The organism is Thalassobacter stenotrophicus, from assembly GCF_001458315.1.
GTDB lineage: Bacteria > Pseudomonadota > Alphaproteobacteria > Rhodobacterales > Rhodobacteraceae > Thalassobacter > Thalassobacter stenotrophicus.
Genome location: NZ_CYRX01000031.1, coordinates 94,249 through 110,180, shown reverse-complemented (window position 1 = coordinate 110,180; position 15,932 = coordinate 94,249). Strand labels below are relative to the sequence as shown.

Genomic DNA, 15,932 nt, shown 5'->3' with positions numbered 1-15,932 from the left:
GATGATTTTGGGGTTGGACGGGATCGAAGTCGGTCTGTTGATCGTGTTTATGTGCCTTTTCGGGGGCATTATGTCGGGCTTTCCGGTGGCTTTTGCCATCGGTGGGGCGGGGATTATTTCGTTTGGCATCATCGCAGCACTCGATAGTGCGGGCATTTTGATCCACCAAGCGATCGACTCTGGCTCCGCTGAATATGGTGCGCTGGTGGCCGATGGGATCGCGCGTGATGCGATTTCGGTTTTCCGGTACCCGGAATTGCCGCGCGTCGAAGAGGCACTGTTCCCCGGTGGGTGGGAACTGGCGGTTGACCGCAACCTCAGCTTCATCGTGAACCGTATGAATGAGCGGGTGATCGCGGGCGCCTCTATCGAGACGCTTTTGGCGGTTGCGATGTTTGTGATGATGGGCATCACGCTTGAACGCTCAAAGATTGCCAATGATCTGCTGACGACGATGGCGCGTTTGTTCGGGCCATTGCCCGGCGGGCTTGCCGTGTCCATCGTGATCGTGGGGGCGTTCCTTGCGGCTTCAACCGGGATCGTGGGCGCGACTGTTGTGACGATGGGTCTGTTGGCTTTGCCGACAATGCTGCGCAACGGGTATTCGCCTGAATTGTCCACGGGTGTGATCGCGGCCTCGGGCACTTTGGGGCAGATCATTCCACCCTCGATTGTGATCGTTTTGCTCGGGACACTGGCCGGTGATCTTTATTCCACCGCACAAGAGCAACGCGCGCAGTTCGTGGGCTGCGGTGACGCGCTGACGTACCTTGGCAAGCCTGCGGTTGTATCCGTGGGGACCTTGTTCCAAGCCGCACTTTTGCCTGGCATTATGCTGGCGTTCCTGTACGCAGCCTATGCGTTTGGCTTTGCTTTGCTGAACCCGTCCAAGGCCCCGCCGGTGATTTTCGCCGATGATAAACCCTCGTTGATCACGCGATCAGACGCCTTGACGTGGTTCTTGTTTGCGCCGGTTGGCATAATCGTGGCTGTCGTCATCGCGGTGCAGGCAGGGTTCGTCGGCTCACAATCCGTTCAGGTCAGCGCGTTTTCAGCTTCTGGCCAAACGGCATCCTTGCGGACCAACGTGTCCGAACAATGCTCGGCCGCGATGATCGACCTACACGGCCAAGAAGCGTGGGACACTGCGGTGGCGGAGCAGGCTGAGATTGAAGCCTCGGGCGGTGTTGTTGCCTCACGCGAACTGACGACCGAAGAGCGGGACGTTCTGCGCCAAGAGGTCGTGGCCAATGCGCCTGCGATTGGGTCGGGCATCGCGACATTGTTCGTTCTCTTGGCATTAGTCCTGACGACGGCGCGGGGGGTGAACCCGATGGCGTCACCCGCGCCGCTGATTGTCGGAGGCTTGGGTGTCGTGTTGGCCTTTGCAATCGACATCGCGCTGCTGGGGCCGCTGACGTCCTCTGGCACGACGTTCGTGTTGATGGCCATTCCCTTGGCCTTGGTGGCTTACGGTTTGCGCACAGCGTTTGGGCGCTTGGCACAAAATGAGCTGCTGCGCGTAGTGTTCCCACCTCTGGTGCTGATCGTAGCGGTTCTGGGGTCGATCCTTGGCGGGATCACCAACCCAACTCCCGCGGCTGCTTTGGGGGCAGGGGGCGCTATCATGCTGGCCGCCTACCGCAAGCTGCGCGAGGATCAGAAATCCGGCAAATGGATCCTGATTGCGAGCTTCTCGATCATCATCCTGATCATCTTTGGTGTGAACTTCGATCTGCGTGTGGGCGTGGGCACCACCACGATTGCGGACCGGATCGCGATGCTGATCGCGCAGGCCTCGTACCACATCGCCTTTGGTGGGCTTCTGTATGCCTGTTGGGTTCTGTTCAAGACCGGCGTTCTGCCACCCGTGGTGCGTGAAACGGCCAAGGTTACATCCATGGTCTTCACCATCCTGATCGGTTCGCAATTGCTGAACCTTGTGGTGATTTCCTTCGGGGGTGAGCATTACATCCAAGAGTTCCTGCGCAGCTTCGACTCAGAGATCAAGGTGTTCTTGATCGTGATGCTGGTGCTGTTCATCCTTGGCTTTGTGCTCGATTTCCTTGAGATCATTTACATCGTGATCCCAATCGTCGGCCCGGTCATCTACGGCGGGACGATGGACCCAAAGTGGGTGACGATCATGATTGCCGTGAACCTCCAGACTTCGTTCCTGACACCGCCCTTTGGCTTTGCACTGTTCTATCTTCGCGGGGTCGCCCCGAAGGAGGTCACGACGGGCCACATCTATCGCGGGGTGCTGCCGTTCGTCTTGATCCAAATCGCAGGACTGGGGCTGTTGTGGATGTTCCCCGGTGTCGTGTCGATCGTTCCGGATTTATTACCGAACAACTGATAAGAAAAGGGCGCCCCACGGGGCGCCTTTTTTACATCTGCGGTCTGTTTTGGCCGATGCGCTTAGCGGGCAGGCTGGCTATTGGGCAGGGTGATCTTGGCCACCTGTTCCGCAATTGGATCGACGGACAAAGGATGCATCTCGGCGGTGTGGTCCTCTGGGTTGCCGATGTCCTGCCACTCACCATTCTTGTAAATCTCAAGACCCGAGAAGTTGGCTTTGTAACCCATCTTGGATGAACCCGGCACCCAATAGCCTAAGTAGACGTAAGGCAGATCGGCATCCAGCGCGATGCGTACGTGATCCAAAATGACATATGTCCCGAGGGAGGCTTTCTCCATCGTGGGGTCATAGAACGAGTAGACCATCGACAAACCGTCCTCGAGGACGTCCGTCAGGCACACGGCGCGCAACTCCCGCTCGTGGGCGGATTTCTGCCAATACTCGACCACACGGGATCGGATCGGTGTCTCTTCGACCATTGCCGCGAACTCAAAGATGTCCATATCGGCCATGCCGCCGTCGGCATGACGGCTATCGAGATACGACCGAAAGAGCGCGTATTGCTCTTCTGTGGCCCAAGGGGAGATCGCCTCGCGTTCAAGGGTCTTGTTGCGGCGGATGGTACGGCGCTGACTCTTGGACAATTCGAAGTCAGAGACCCGAATACGGGCGGACATACAGGCCGCGCAATCCGCGCAAGAGGGGCGGTAGAGGACGTTCTGCGAACGACGAAACCCCTGCTGAGAGAGCGTGTCGTTAAGCTGTTTCGCGTTGTCCCCCTGAAGTGCGGTGAACAACTTCCTTTCCTTCCGGTCCGCAAGATACGGGCACGGTTGCGGCGCAGTCACATAGAACTGCGGGGCAATGGGAAGGGTGTGGCGCATGGAGGTCCGACTGTTAATTTTGATAAACGTACCATTGCGCAAACGGTGTGACCAATGGTTTTTGGTCACAGAGTTTTTATCGGATCTTGTTCTTTAGAGCCGGGGGCGATTGATGGCTGCGGTGCCTAGCAACACATCGTGCAGACCCTGACGGCGCTGCGTCATTAACATCATTCCCCAAGAGATTACCTGAGGCAGGAAAAAGGTTAAGCTGATCAGGTAGAAGATTGTATGCAGGGCTGCTTCACCGGGGGTGAGTTGATGGCCCTCACGGTTGCGAAATTCGATGCCCACGATGCGCATGCCCGGCGTTGCGGATTTGGCGGCAATCGTGGTGATCCGGTAGACAACCGACAGAGCCAAAAACACGACCGGGAAAAAGAAGAACCCCACAAAGAGCGTCGCAAACCCAATGAGGACCGTCAGTGTCCCGATCACGGCCGTGTCGAGCACCCAAGCTAACACCCGTTTTAACGTGACCCCGTCATAAAAGCCGGGCTGGAATTCAGGATCGGGAAGGCCGGAGGTGTGCGTATCGTAATGCATGGTGCGGATCATCTGCTGAAACTATGGGTTGGAAGAGTATGCAGGCACGGGCCGCGTTTGTCAGCGGCCCTGTGCCTTGGGTGTTTATGCGTCGGCTGGTTCCGCCGCCTTGTCAGCGGTGGCCTTTTGGGCGGCCTTCGCACGATCAGCCATAAAGTCGTCGAACTCGGACTTGTCTTTGGCTTCGCGCAACCGCTGAAGGAATTCTTCAAACGCGGCTTGCTCATCTTCTAGGCGGCGCAACATGTCGGCTTTGTAGGCGTCAAAGGCAGAGTTGCCAGAGGTCGAGAAAGCGGTGCGGGCGTTGGCCGTGCGGCGGCAGGATTTTCCAGAAAACATGCGTTTGCTCCAAATCATATAGGCAAGAAGGGCGAGGCCGAGGGGCCAGAAAAAGATAAATCCAAGGACCATAGCGGCGATCCAAGCGCCTTTGCCACGGGCATCAAGCCAGCTTTCGGCGCGCGCGAGCCAGCCAAGGGGGCGGTTGGCTGTATCGGAGGGTGAGGCAAATGTGGTCATCGGGGCAGTCTCCTTGGTGCGGTGTAAATGTAGATGTAAATGCGTTTCACATCATAGGAGATGGGGAATGTTAATCACCTTAACAAGAGTGCCTGCCGAAAAAAGTGAATCTTTTTTACATTGATCGTCAGCTGAGTGCAGAGGCTAGACGAACCGCTCTAGCAATTCGCGTACGGCGACCTTGGCTTGCAGCTTGGCACAGAGCAAAAAGATACCGCCAAATTTTCGCTGCAAGAACAGTGCATCAATCGGTAAGGGCGGGGGGATAAATCCGGCAGCGGCCAGCGCGCGCCCTTCCTCCTGCATTCGCCGCGGCATCACCGGATCGGCCATATCAAAAGGCGTATCGCTGCGTAACGGTGCAAACACGATATCCATCATCCGGAGGATTTGTTCACGGTGCGCAGGTGCGGTTTCGCGCTGATAAAACCCGATCTCAAGGCAGATCGCGTCCATGGCTGTGTGGTCGGCATCAAGGCCTGCGCGCATCAGCCTGCGGTATTGCGCAACGATCTCTGGGCCCAACCGGCGCGTCGCCCCAAAGTCGAGCAATATGATCTGGCCAGTGGCGGGATCGTAGCGATAATTCGCAAAGTTCGGATCGGTTTGCATCACGCCGAATTCGAACAGTTCGCGCAGCAACAACTCAATCAGGGCATGGGCAATCGCGTTGCGCATTGGCTCGGGCGCTTGGGCGGCGGCTTCAATCGGATCCTCCTTAATGAAGCTCATCGCAAGGATGCCGGGGGTTGTCCAATCCTCGTGTAGGGTCGGCACGATGTAGCGATTATCACCGGCCAAGAGGTCACCGAATTCGCGCAAGTATTCACCCTCTAACGCGTAGTCGGTTTCATCGTGCAGTTGCTTGCGGGCTTCCTCTAGATAAGGGGCCAGCTCGAACCCCTTGGGCAGCAGGCCAGACATCCGCACGAGCGCGCCGACATTGGCGACATCGCTGTCGATACTTTGGGCAACGCCGGGGTATTGGACCTTGATCGCCATGTCGCGGCCATCGCGGGTTTGCGCCCTGTGCACTTGCCCGATAGAGGCGGCTGCGATGGGGCGGACGTCAAAGCTTTGGAACTGGCCCAGCCAACCCTTGGGCCAATGGGCGGCAAGCACCTTTTTCAGCTGTGCTGGAGGCATAAAGTGCGCGTCATCCCGAAGTCGGGCGAAAATGTCGGCCAGTTCTGGGGGCAGAACATCGCCCGTATCCATGGACACCAACTGCCCGACTTTCATAGCCGCTCCGCGCATCTTGGCCAATTGATCCGCCACGCGGGACATATTGGCCGGTGTCATCAGCAGATCGCGAAACTGGGGGCGTTTGCCACGACCCAACTCGGCTGCCCCCCGCAACGCCATGTTGCCGGCCACACCTGCGGTCATCGTGCTAAGCCGCGTGAGCCGTGAAATGCGGCTGGAGGGCACGGGCAATGGGCGGCTATCAGAGGGTGGTCGGGCCATGATTTGTCCTTATGGGGCGAACCTCAAGGATAGGGCGTGTAACGGCGCGACAAGGGCCGGATCAAAACATTGCGCAATCCGAGCCCGGGGGCAGGGGATCGGCGCCCTCCGGTAGGGTGGGGGTGTAGTCGAAACTGACGACAGATGCGCCGCTGTCAAAGGCGATGAACAATTGCCCAGAGCCGGGCCGGATCGCGATACCCTCGGGGTCGGTGCCGTATTCCAACAGGGGGGCGGTGGACAGAAGCGTGCCGTTTGCGTCGAACTCATAGAGGCTGTTCGTGCCCTCCAAATCATCAACAATCAGCAGGTGGCCCGTGCGCGGGTCGCGCGCGATTCCTTGGGCCTCACTTAGGGGCGGGTTGAGCGACAACGTATTTATCCGGCGCAGGATTTGACCGTTTGGGGCAAGCCAGCTGAGGTACTCAGGGTCGTCCTCAACGGTGATGATTGAGCCATCTGCGTCCACCACCATGCCTTCGGTATCGGCCCAGCTGGATGAGATTGTGAAGGGCGGCGCAATTGCCGCGCCATCCTTGGTGAGCCGTTGGAAATTACCCCGCCCGTCGGCCACGATCAGGGCGGACCCTTCAAGGGCTATGGCCTTGATCCGGCCCATGTCAGAGCGGATGCGGCGCAGCTCATACCCGTCGAGGGTGGTCAAAACCGCCTCCGGCCCTTCATTCGCGATCCAAAGGCCACAGAAATCCGGGTCGTACTCAAGGCTTGCGGGACGGTTGAGCGTGAAGGCGCCTGTTTGCGTCAGTTCCAATGCTGCCGCAGAGGTGCCCCAAAGGAGGGCGAATAGGATCATCAACCGGGTCATCGTAGCCTCCTGATAGGATGCTTTAACGATGGGGCGAAACGGGCCGGGTTCAAGGTTCGCGCCCTGTGTAACGGGCGCGTGAAGGCGGTTGGCTTAACTCGCGACAGGTTGAAACGCGGCTGCAAATTTCTCGCGCAGCTGGTTCTTTTGAACCTTGCCCATCGTGTTGCGCGGAAGCTCGGCCACGACTTCAATGTGCCGAGGACGTTTGAAACCAGCAAGGTCGCGGCGTGCGATCTCTTGGATGGCTGAGGCGTCGATCGTAGCGCCATCCTCGGGCACCAACACGGCAATCACGCTCTCTCCAAAATCGGGATGCGGCGCGCCAATCACAGCGCTTTCTTTGACGTTGGGCAGGGCATCAAGGAATAGCTCGATTTCCTTGGGATAGATGTTGTAGCCACCAGAAATGATCAAATCCTTGCCGCGCCCCACGATGTGGACATAACCCTTTGCGTCGATCAGCGACAGATCACCGGTGATAAAGAACCCATCGTCACGCAGCTCTTCGCGTGTCTTTTCCGGCATTTGCCAATAGCCCTTGAACACGTTGGGCCCGCGCACCCACAAAACACCTATCTCTCCGGTGGGCAGCTCTGCTCCGGTCTCTGGGTCGCAGACCTTTGCCTCAACCCCCGGCAGGGGAAACCCGACCGTGCCCGCGCGCCGCGCCCCTTCATAAGGGTTAGAGGTGTTCATCGAGGTTTCTGTCATGCCGTAGCGTTCCAGAATGCGGTGGCCGGTGCGGTCCTCAAACTGCGTATGTGTATCGGCCAGCAAGGGCGCAGAGCCAGAGATGAAGAGACGCATGTGCGCGACCAAATCTTTGGAAAAACGGGCCTCATCCAGAAGGCGGGTGTAGAAGGTGGGCACGCCCATCATCGTCGTGGCCTCGGGCAGGCGGCTCAGCACGGTTTCAACGTCAAACTTGGGCAAGAAGATCATCGACCCTCCGGCCAACAGCATGACATTCGTGGCCACAAACAGCCCATGGCTGTGGAAAATTGGCAGCGCATGCAGCAGCACATCATCGCGGGTAAACCGCCATGCCTCGACCAAGGATTTGGCGTTTGACAGCAGGTTCTCGTGCGTCAGCATCGCGCCCTTTGAGCGACCCGTGGTGCCCGAAGTATAAAGTAGGGCGGCCAGATCATCTTTGTCCCGGGCGACCGGAGTGAAGGCCGCCGGTTGTGCTGCGACCAAGTCCGTTAGGCTGCCTTCGCCATTCGCGCCCAAGGTTTTCAGCTGGGCGCCGGTCTGGGCTGCGATATCGCGCAACTCGGCCTCTTCGGATGGGTCGCAGACAAATAGGGCCGCACCACTATCACCGACAAAATACTCCAATTCGCGGGGCGTGTAGGCGGTGTTGAGCGGCAAAAACACTGCGCCTGATTTCACGCAGGCCGCATATAGGGCCAACGCTTGGCGCGACTTGATCACATGCACCGCGACCCGGTCCCCCGGCGCGACACCCAATGACACCAAGGCGTTTGCGGTGCGATCGACCTCTTGCAAAAACGCGCCGTGGCTGACGGTTGTCCCATCGCTAAGCTTTAGGAAAGGGGTCGTTTTGCCCTCATGCGGTGCGAAAAGCGCGTCGTACAGGGGATTGGTCATTGGGTCGTCTTTCTTGCTTGGCGCAATGGTCTAGTCGGCGGCGGCTGTGTCCGCTTTGTCTGCTTGGCTCAGGTACCTGGTAAAGCCGGAGGTTGTGTGCTGCTCACCCGCGCGGCGTGCCGCATCTGTGTCGCCTGCGATGATGGCATCGCTGATCGCGCGGTGCTCTTCGAGGGAGCGGGCGATGTTGGTCGCGTTCGATAGGCCGCGACGTCGGAACAGGTGCATTTCCTTGATCATGTTGTCGTACATCGCCTTGGCGCGAGGGTTGCCTGCGTTCTCAAGGATCAGATCGTGAAATTCGATATTCAACGGATAGTAGGCCTTGGGGTCGTTGCTATCGTTGGCCTTTTGCATCCGCTCAAGGTTTGTCTCTAGCTTCCGCGCGAGGTGAGGGGTGTCACCGTCGGCCATACGGCGGGCACAGGCGGAACACGCCATTGCAAAGATCGCACCACGCAGATCGTAGAGATTGCGGATCTCGTCCAAGGTAGTTTCATGCACGAACGCGCCGCGGTTCGCGATCAGATCGATCAGCCCAGAGTCAGCTAGGGACCGGATCGCCTCCCGCACGGTGCCACGGCTGACACCCATCGCGTTAGAGAGTGAAAGCTCGTTCAGCTTTACGCCGGCCGCAAGCTCGCCCTCAACGATTAATCGCTCAATCTCGCCACGGACCTCGCCAGCCAGCGTCGCGCGTCCTTGTCCGATTGTGTTTGTCGAAAGAGCCATAGGTTCGTTTCTCCCACCTCTGAAAATTTGTCAACAATTAACATTTATATTGCTAATCGCTGATCGCTGCCATACACCTTATCTTATAATTTGACCACGGGAGAACCAAGATGGCGCAACCCGCAGATCACGCGGACCACGATGCGGCTCAGCCAACGTCAAACGGCGCAAGCCCAGCTGCAAGCATGGCGTTGCGCGGCATCCGCGTTTTGGATTTGACCCGCGTTCGGTCTGGGCCGACATGCGTGCGGCAGTTCGCGGATTGGGGGGCAGATGTCATCAAGATTGAAACGCCCGTTGATAACGCGCAGCTTGGCGGGCCACGCTCTGGGCCGGATTTTCAGAACCTGCATCGCAACAAGCGGTCGCTGACGATAAACCTCAAATCAAAAGAAGGGGTTGAGGCGTTTCGCAAGCTGGCAAAAACAGCGGATGTGATCGTCGAAAACTTCCGTCCCGGCGTCAAAAAGCGCCTCGGCATTGATTATGAGACCTTGTCTGCGGACAATCCCGGGTTGGTCTATGCTTCAATTTCGGGCTTTGGGCAGGATGGTCCATTAGCCGGACGGCCAGGTTTTGATCAGATTGCGCAAGGCATGGGTGGGCTTATGTCCATCACGGGCCAGCCGGGTGAGGGGCCCATGCGCGTGGGCATTCCCATCGCGGATCTGTGTGCGGGTCTTTTTGCCGCACAGGGTGTTTTGATCGCCCTGATGGAGCGTGCGACATCAGGTAAGGGCCAATGGGTGCAAACCTCGCTGCTTCAGGCGCAGGTGTTCATGCTCGATTTCCAAGCCGCGCGGTTCTTGATGGATGGTGTTGTGCCGAAACAGGCGGGCAACAATCATCCGACGTCGATCCCCACCGGCGTGTTCAAAACCAAAGACGGCCATATGAACCTCGCGGTAGCAGGGCAGGAGATTTGGAAGCGGTTCGCCATAGCCGTTGAGCGGGAAGATTGGCTTGAGGATGCGCGGTTCGCCACGCCGGCCGCACGCTCTGACAATCGGGATGTTTTGGGGGGGCAGATTGAGGACATCACCGTGACCCGCACGACCGCAGAATGGATCGAGGTTCTGAATGACGCCGGGGTCCCTGTGGGGGAGATTAACGACATTGGACAAGTCTTTGATAACCCTCAAGTGCATCACCTTGGTCTTGCGCAGCCCGTCACCAGCCAAGAGCGCGGCGAGACGCATCTTGTGGGCCAGCCCATCTTGATGAGCCGCACCCCAAGCCACATTGCATCGCCCCCGCCGCTTGCGGGGCAGCATTCGACCGATATCCTCAAAGAAATCGGATATTCTGATGCAGACATCACATCCATGAAAGCGCTTGGCGCGATCTGAACCCTACCAACGGACGAGACTATGACCGATAAAATCATCACCGAAAAATCGGGCGATATTGCCCGCATTATTTTTAACCAACCCGAAAAGCGGAACGCCGTTTCGCTTGAGATGTGGGAGGCGGTCGAGGCGGCGCTTGATGCGTTTGAGGTCGACCCCGAGGTTCGCATTCTGATCCTGTCGGGTGCGGGTGGTAAGGCGTTTGTTTCGGGGGCCGATATCTCAAAGTTCGAAAGCGAGCGCGCCAGCGAGGAGGGCGTTGCGCGTTACAACGCCACGACCAAGCGGGTCTATGACAAGCTCGAAGCGTTCCCCAAGCCCACCATCGCCCAGATCAACGGCTTTTGCATCGGTGGCGGTGTCGCGCTGTCGCTGAGCTGCGATATGCGGATTTGTGGCAAGGGCTCGCAGTTTGCGGTGCCTGCCGCAAAGCTGGGCCTTGGATATGGGTTCCCGGGCATCAACCGTCTCGTGAACGTGGTCGGTCCGTCCTTTGCCAAGGAAATCTTCTTCACCGCGCGCCGATTTGATGCCGAAGAGTCGCGGGTCATGGGCTTGGTGAACCGTGTGGTCGAGGACGAAGACGTCGCCCAGGTGGCTGAAGATACCGCCAAGATGATCGCGGCCAACGCGCCGATGACCGTGGCCTCGGTCAAATTCATCGTTGGTGAGACGCTGAAGGACGAAAGCAAGCGCGACGAAGAGGAATGCGCCCGCCGGGTCAAAGCCTGTTTTGACAGCCAAGACTACGTAGAGGGGCGTCGCGCCTTCCTCGAAAAGCGCAAGCCCCAGTTCGTGGGGGCCTGATGGCGGATGATCGTCCTGCCCGTGTAGATGAGGCAGTCGTTCGAGAGCACATGGAAGAGGTCATCGAAAGCCATGAACAGGCGTTCGAGACCTTTTTCTTTGCTCGGTTCCTTGGCCTAAACTTCGAATATCTCCCCGCCGAGGCCCCGGATGCGGACAAAGAGGTCTGTCGCCTAACGTTTGAGGTCACAGATATGCTGCGCAATCCGCAAGGGTCGTTGCATGGCGGGGTTATGGCGTCGGCGATGGATATCTCGATGGGGCACTTGGTGAATAAAATCGCAGGTGCTGGTGCGACGATCGAATTAAAGGTCCAATTCATGCGCCCCGTGATGGAGGGGCTGGTCACTTGCGAGGGACGGTTTACAAAGAAGGGGCGGTCCTTGTCCTTTATGGAAAGCCGTCTTATGGGGCCGGATGGGAAACTTGCGGCCTTGGCCACAGCAACATGGAAAATGCCGGGATGACTGAACAGCTTACGTCCGAGATTAACCCTCAACTTTTGTCTGAAATCAGGGGCCGCTTTGCCCATGTCGATAGCTGCCCGTTTGAGGGCGAACGGGTGTTCTTTGAAAACGCCGGGGGCGCGCTGACGCTGAATTCGGTTGTGGAAACATCGGCTAAATTTGCGGCCATCCCTGACAATCAGGGCCGCGACAATCCCGCAGCTCATGCGCTTGTGGCTTTGATCAACAAAGCCAAGGCCGACATGGCCGTCTTTTTTAACGCGCCCGAGGGGCAATTTTTCGTGGGCGAAAGCGGTACGGAATTGTTGTTCCGTCTGGTCCGGACGGCTTGTGTTGCCACAGGGGCGGGCCGTGTTTTGGGCACGACGCTTGAACACCCAGCCACCCGCAGTGCCGCGCGCCACTGGTGTGAGGTTGTCGGCAAAGACCACGTTTTGGTGGCACATAACGACGCGACCGGCTCTGTCACGGCGGCCGAATACGCAGCTGAGGTCACGCCGGACACGCGTGTGGCCACCATCCTGCACACATCTCCCGTCACGGGCATGGGTGTTGATGTGGCCGCCATCGCCGCTGCAATCCGCAAGGTTGCGCCCGAGTGCATCATCATCGTCGATGGCATTCAGCACGCGGCCCACGGGCGGCTTGATATCGCAAGCTACGACATTGATGGCTATGTGGTCTCGCCGTACAAGGTATTCTCGCGCCATGGTTACGGTGTTGCGTGGGTGTCGGATCGTTTGAACGCGCTCAAGCACGAGCATCTGATCGATGCCCCCGGTGATCCGTGGGAATTCGGGACCCGCGACACGGGCGCCTATGTGACGTTCTCGGACGTGGTGGACTATTTCGATTGGTTGGGCGGAGAGGTGTCTGACGCCACCGATAAACGCGCGCGGATCGTAGCGGCAGGTGCGGCCATTCATGCGTACGAAAAAGGCCTGACCGACGGAATGATCCACGGTGTTGGGAACCAAACTGGGCTGGCGGATATGCCAAGCGTCACGATCATCGGCGGCGTCGACAATCCGCAGCGTGAGGGCCTTGTGTCCATCACTGTGGATGGGATTGCCGCCCCTGATGTGGTCACGCAGCTGCGCGAGCGCGGTATCCGCACCCACACCCGCAAGGCAGATCACTATTCGGGCAACATCCTTGATCCCCTAGGGATGGAGGCTGCGGTGCGTGTATCCATGTGCCACTATAACAGTGATGCTGAGGTCGCTCAGTTCCTGCAAGCGATGCGGGAGATTACGGAAGCCGCGTCCTAGGCGTCTTCTGCAAGAGCCGTCAGACTGTCCAGCAGGTCTGGTGCGATTTCGATCCCTTCCTTGCGCGCAGACGCGAGTGAGGCAAGGGCCCGCGCACCGGGCAGGCGCGGCGGGTTCGTTTCGGTGCCGGGGACCGCGCTATTGCGCACCAATTTACGTGCATCGTTGATCCGGGTGCCAAGGGTGTCACGGCTTATAAGCTTTGCGGCATCGATCACGATAAACATGTGGCCAACATTTGCCGTCGCACTGGTATCGAGGTTGGCGTTTGGCACTTCTGATAGCATCGCGGCGCCGGACAAGCCGCCCGCAAGCAAATCAAGACACAGCGCGAGGTTGGCGCCTTTGCCGCCGCCAATCGCCTGCATCAAACCCTTCATTGCGGCTGCTGCATCGGTTGTCGGGATGCCGTCCGCATCAGTGGCCCAGGTGTCTGGGATCGGTGCGCCTTTGGCAGCCGCTTGTCGGACTTTGGACCGTGCTGCGACAGACATCGCGATATCAAGGATGACATGCTGGCCGCTTGGATCGGGCAGGGCAATGCCAAGGGGCGTGTTGCCGATGACCGCGCGATTGCCGCCCTGGGGGGCGATCATGGGGGATGTATTGGTTGTGAATATTGCGGCAAAACCCGCGTCTGCCGCGCAAAGTAGTTGCGGTGCCAAGGCCCCTAAATGGGTTGAGGCCCGGCAAAACGCGGCGCCCATTCCCACATCGCGGGCGGCCTCAATCGCGGCGCGGGTGGCCCGGATTGCGACGGCGGCCCCCAAGCCGTTTTGACCATCCACATGGCGCAAGGCGGGGGCTGGGGCGCGGATGATCGGCACGGCATCAGGGTTCGCCCCACCATCGCGCAAGCGCGCCACATAGGCTGGTACGCGGGCCAGACCGTGAGTGCGGATGCCCATCATTTCGGCAAGGACAAGCATCTCAGCGGCGTCATCGGCCATGTTGGCCTGCATCTTGGACGCCCTAAAGGCCCTCGAGACTAACGCGCGTGTGTACTCCTCGGGGAGCCGTGGCATGGTGCTATCCATCCGCCTTCGCCGGTTGGTCGACCTTGGGCTTGCCGAAACGGTTCAGCATCGGCAGCAGCACGATCAATGTGAGCGTCACTCCGATAATCCATAGTGACGGCGTGCGTTCCACAAAGATGGAAAACGAGCCTCGGGAAATGGTCATGGTTTGGCGCAAGGCTTCCTCTGCCAGTGGCCCCAGCACGAGGGCCAACACTAACGCGGCAGGCGAAAAACCATAAAGCCGCATAAAGAACCCGACGATGCCAGCGGCGAACATTAAATACGTCTCAACAAAACTGGCATGGACGCTAAAAGTGCCAAGCGCGCAAACCACGACGATGCAAGGGGCCAGCATCCGGTAGGGAACCTTGATGATTTGTACGAACAGCGGGATCGCAAAGATCGAGATTGCCAAAAGCGCCATGTTCCCAAGGTACATGGAGGCAATCAGCCCCCAAGCAAATTCGGGGTTCTGCTCCATGAACAACGGACCGGGGCGCAGGCCCCACATGATGAACGCGGCCAAAAGAACCGCTGTGGATGCTGAACCGGGAATGCCCAGCGTCAGCAGCGGGATCATCGCCCCAGACGAGGCGGCGTTGTTGGCGGTTTCAGGCGCAACAAGGCCTGCCATCTCACCCTTGCCAAAATTCTCGGAGTTTTTGGACAGGGAGCGTTCCGTTGAATACGCCATGAGCGAGGCAATGGTCGCGCCGGCACCGGGGATCACGCCCACCACAAACCCTAGAACCGAGCCACGCACCATTGTCATCCGTGTCGAAAGCCAGTCCTGAGCCGTGGGCCAAAACCGTTCCTCATTGTCGTATTGTACGATCCCGCCGGTGCCGGTTTTGTGCAGGCCATTGTAAAAGGCGTAGAACAGCTCACCCAAGCCGAAGAGCCCAATTGCAATTGGGATGAAATAGATGCCCCCAATCAATTCAGCGGAGCCAAAGGTATAGCGACCTTGGCCTGTTTCCAAATCGACGCCGACGGTGCCAAGAGCAAAGCCGATCAGTGCTGAGATCACGCCGAGCTTCCAGTTGGAGCCGATCATGACCAACAGGGTGAGCATCCCCATCACCGCCAAGAGAAAGTATTCCGGTGGCCCAAAGCTGCGCGAGACTTGGCTAAACAGCGGCGCGAGGATCGTGATCAAGATCACACCGACAGTGCCGCCAACGAATGACGCGGCAGCTTGCATCACAAGGGCAGGGCCCGCGCGGCCGTTTTTGGCCAATGGAAATCCGTCGAAGGTCGAGGCGACCGTGGCGCTTTCGCCCGGAGTGTTCAAAAGGATCGAGGTGATCGTACCGCCGTACATCGCCCCGTAATAGATCGCGGCCAGCATCATGATCGCGCCAATCGGGTCCATCCCGAACGTTACCGGCAACAAGATCGCAAGCCCTGCCGAAGGGCCGAACCCGGGAATAACCCCCACGATCATGCCCACAATAGCACCGATCAAAAGGTAGAGAATGTTGATCGGAGAGATGGCAACCGACAGCCCCATCATCAGGTCCGCAAAGATATCCATGGGTCTACTCCGGCAAAAGGGTGGCGCGCAGCCAGTAGGGCGTAAAGGTCATATCGGTAGTTCAAACAGCGCCGGGGGCATGTTGGCGTTTAGAACGCGGTCAAACAGCAGGTACACTCCGCTTGGCACAAGGGTCGCGACAAGGACGTTCTTGATGGGTTGTGCCCGGTTCAGCAGCATCAAAGTCGCGCCAAGGAAGATAACTGTCGCCACAAAGCCGCCGAACAGCTTCAAAAGGACAGCGTAGCTACAGGCCAGTGCCATCAGGATCACGACGTCTTTCCATTTTCTGGGATCGGTGCGCTCGCGCTCGGCTTTGCGCAGTTCCTCAACGAGGGTCCAAAGCGTGAAGATGATGGCGGCGGTACCAATCAATCGAGGGAAAAAGCCCGGACCAGGTCGGCCCGTTCGCGTCAAGAAGTTGAGGTCGGCATAGGCCACATAAGAGTAGAAGATCGCCCCCGCGAGGAGAACGACAAAGAAGGCGACGCGCATGATCTTGATGTCCTGTTGGGTCTTGTCGTCGGCC

General features: G+C 58.5%; 15 protein-coding genes. 5 read left to right on the top strand and 10 right to left on the bottom strand.

Annotation, left to right across the window (positions count from 1 at the left end):
• Position 1: 1 nt before the first annotated feature.
• On the top strand, positions 2 to 2,359 hold the full coding sequence (locus tag THS5294_RS11240; protein WP_058123841.1) for a TRAP transporter large permease: 2,358 nt from the start codon (positions 2 to 4) through the stop codon (positions 2,357 to 2,359).
• Positions 2,360 to 2,421: 62 nt separating this feature from the next.
• Here THS5294_RS11240 and THS5294_RS11235 read toward each other — a convergent pair whose 3' ends face one another.
• The 7 genes from THS5294_RS11235 to THS5294_RS11205 form a co-directional block, all read right to left on the bottom strand.
• A complete protein-coding gene (locus THS5294_RS11235) occupies positions 2,422 to 3,246 on the bottom strand; it encodes an arginyltransferase (protein WP_038003376.1) in 825 nt (274 codons plus the stop codon).
• A gap of 93 nt (positions 3,247 to 3,339) precedes the next feature.
• Entirely contained in the window at positions 3,340 to 3,804 is a 465-nt protein-coding gene (locus tag THS5294_RS11230; protein WP_233486471.1) for an RDD family protein, read from the bottom strand.
• Between the two features lie 72 nt (positions 3,805 to 3,876).
• On the bottom strand, positions 3,877 to 4,311 hold the full coding sequence (locus tag THS5294_RS11225; protein WP_058123839.1) for a DUF2852 domain-containing protein: 435 nt from the start codon (positions 4,309 to 4,311) through the stop codon (positions 3,877 to 3,879).
• Between the two features lie 144 nt (positions 4,312 to 4,455).
• Positions 4,456 to 5,778, bottom strand: coding sequence for an ABC1 kinase family protein (locus THS5294_RS11220; RefSeq protein WP_058123838.1), 1,323 nt, complete (start codon positions 5,776 to 5,778; stop codon positions 4,456 to 4,458).
• Positions 5,779 to 5,839: 61 nt separating this feature from the next.
• Positions 5,840 to 6,604 (bottom strand): SdiA-regulated/phytase-like domain-containing protein, encoded by a 765-nt coding sequence (locus tag THS5294_RS11215; RefSeq protein WP_058123837.1) that lies wholly within the window; start codon positions 6,602 to 6,604, stop codon positions 5,840 to 5,842.
• Between the two features lie 93 nt (positions 6,605 to 6,697).
• Positions 6,698 to 8,221: a malonate--CoA ligase gene (locus THS5294_RS11210; RefSeq protein WP_058123836.1), complete on the bottom strand. Its 1,524-nt coding sequence runs from the start codon at positions 8,219 to 8,221 to the stop codon at positions 6,698 to 6,700.
• 30 nt (positions 8,222 to 8,251) lie between these two features.
• A complete protein-coding gene (locus THS5294_RS11205; protein ID WP_052068406.1) occupies positions 8,252 to 8,953 on the bottom strand; it encodes a GntR family transcriptional regulator in 702 nt (233 codons plus the stop codon).
• 110 nt (positions 8,954 to 9,063) lie between these two features.
• Here THS5294_RS11205 and THS5294_RS11200 point away from each other — a divergent pair, with 110 nt between their 5' ends.
• The 4 genes from THS5294_RS11200 to THS5294_RS11185 are packed head-to-tail and all read left to right on the top strand — an operon-like array spanning position 9,064 to position 12,847.
• Entirely contained in the window at positions 9,064 to 10,302 is a 1,239-nt protein-coding gene (locus tag THS5294_RS11200; protein WP_082645009.1) for a CaiB/BaiF CoA transferase family protein, read from the top strand.
• 21 nt (positions 10,303 to 10,323) lie between these two features.
• Positions 10,324 to 11,109, top strand: a complete 786-nt coding sequence (locus THS5294_RS11195; RefSeq protein WP_038003361.1) for an enoyl-CoA hydratase — start codon at positions 10,324 to 10,326, stop codon at positions 11,107 to 11,109.
• Positions 11,109 to 11,576: a PaaI family thioesterase gene (locus tag THS5294_RS11190; RefSeq protein WP_038003358.1), complete on the top strand. Its 468-nt coding sequence runs from the start codon at positions 11,109 to 11,111 to the stop codon at positions 11,574 to 11,576. The genes THS5294_RS11195 and THS5294_RS11190 overlap by 1 nt, the downstream gene beginning before the upstream one ends.
• Positions 11,573 to 12,847, top strand: a complete 1,275-nt coding sequence (locus THS5294_RS11185) for an aminotransferase class V-fold PLP-dependent enzyme (RefSeq protein WP_058124179.1) — start codon at positions 11,573 to 11,575, stop codon at positions 12,845 to 12,847. Before THS5294_RS11190 ends, THS5294_RS11185 begins: the two co-directional genes overlap by 4 nt.
• Here THS5294_RS11185 and THS5294_RS11180 read toward each other — a convergent pair.
• The 3 genes from THS5294_RS11180 to THS5294_RS11170 are packed head-to-tail and all read right to left on the bottom strand — an operon-like array spanning position 12,844 to position 15,898.
• Positions 12,844 to 13,872 carry an Ldh family oxidoreductase gene (locus THS5294_RS11180; protein WP_158508597.1) on the bottom strand — a complete coding sequence of 343 codons (1,029 nt, stop codon included), beginning with the start codon at positions 13,870 to 13,872 and terminating at the stop codon, positions 12,844 to 12,846. The two genes, THS5294_RS11185 and THS5294_RS11180, sit on opposite strands and share 4 nt — an antisense overlap.
• Before the next feature lie 4 nt (positions 13,873 to 13,876).
• Positions 13,877 to 15,403, bottom strand: coding sequence for a tripartite tricarboxylate transporter permease (locus THS5294_RS11175; RefSeq protein ID WP_058123834.1), 1,527 nt, complete (start codon positions 15,401 to 15,403; stop codon positions 13,877 to 13,879).
• A gap of 48 nt (positions 15,404 to 15,451) precedes the next feature.
• A complete protein-coding gene (locus tag THS5294_RS11170; RefSeq protein ID WP_058123833.1) occupies positions 15,452 to 15,898 on the bottom strand; it encodes a tripartite tricarboxylate transporter TctB family protein in 447 nt (148 codons plus the stop codon).
• Positions 15,899 to 15,932 lie beyond the last annotated feature (34 nt).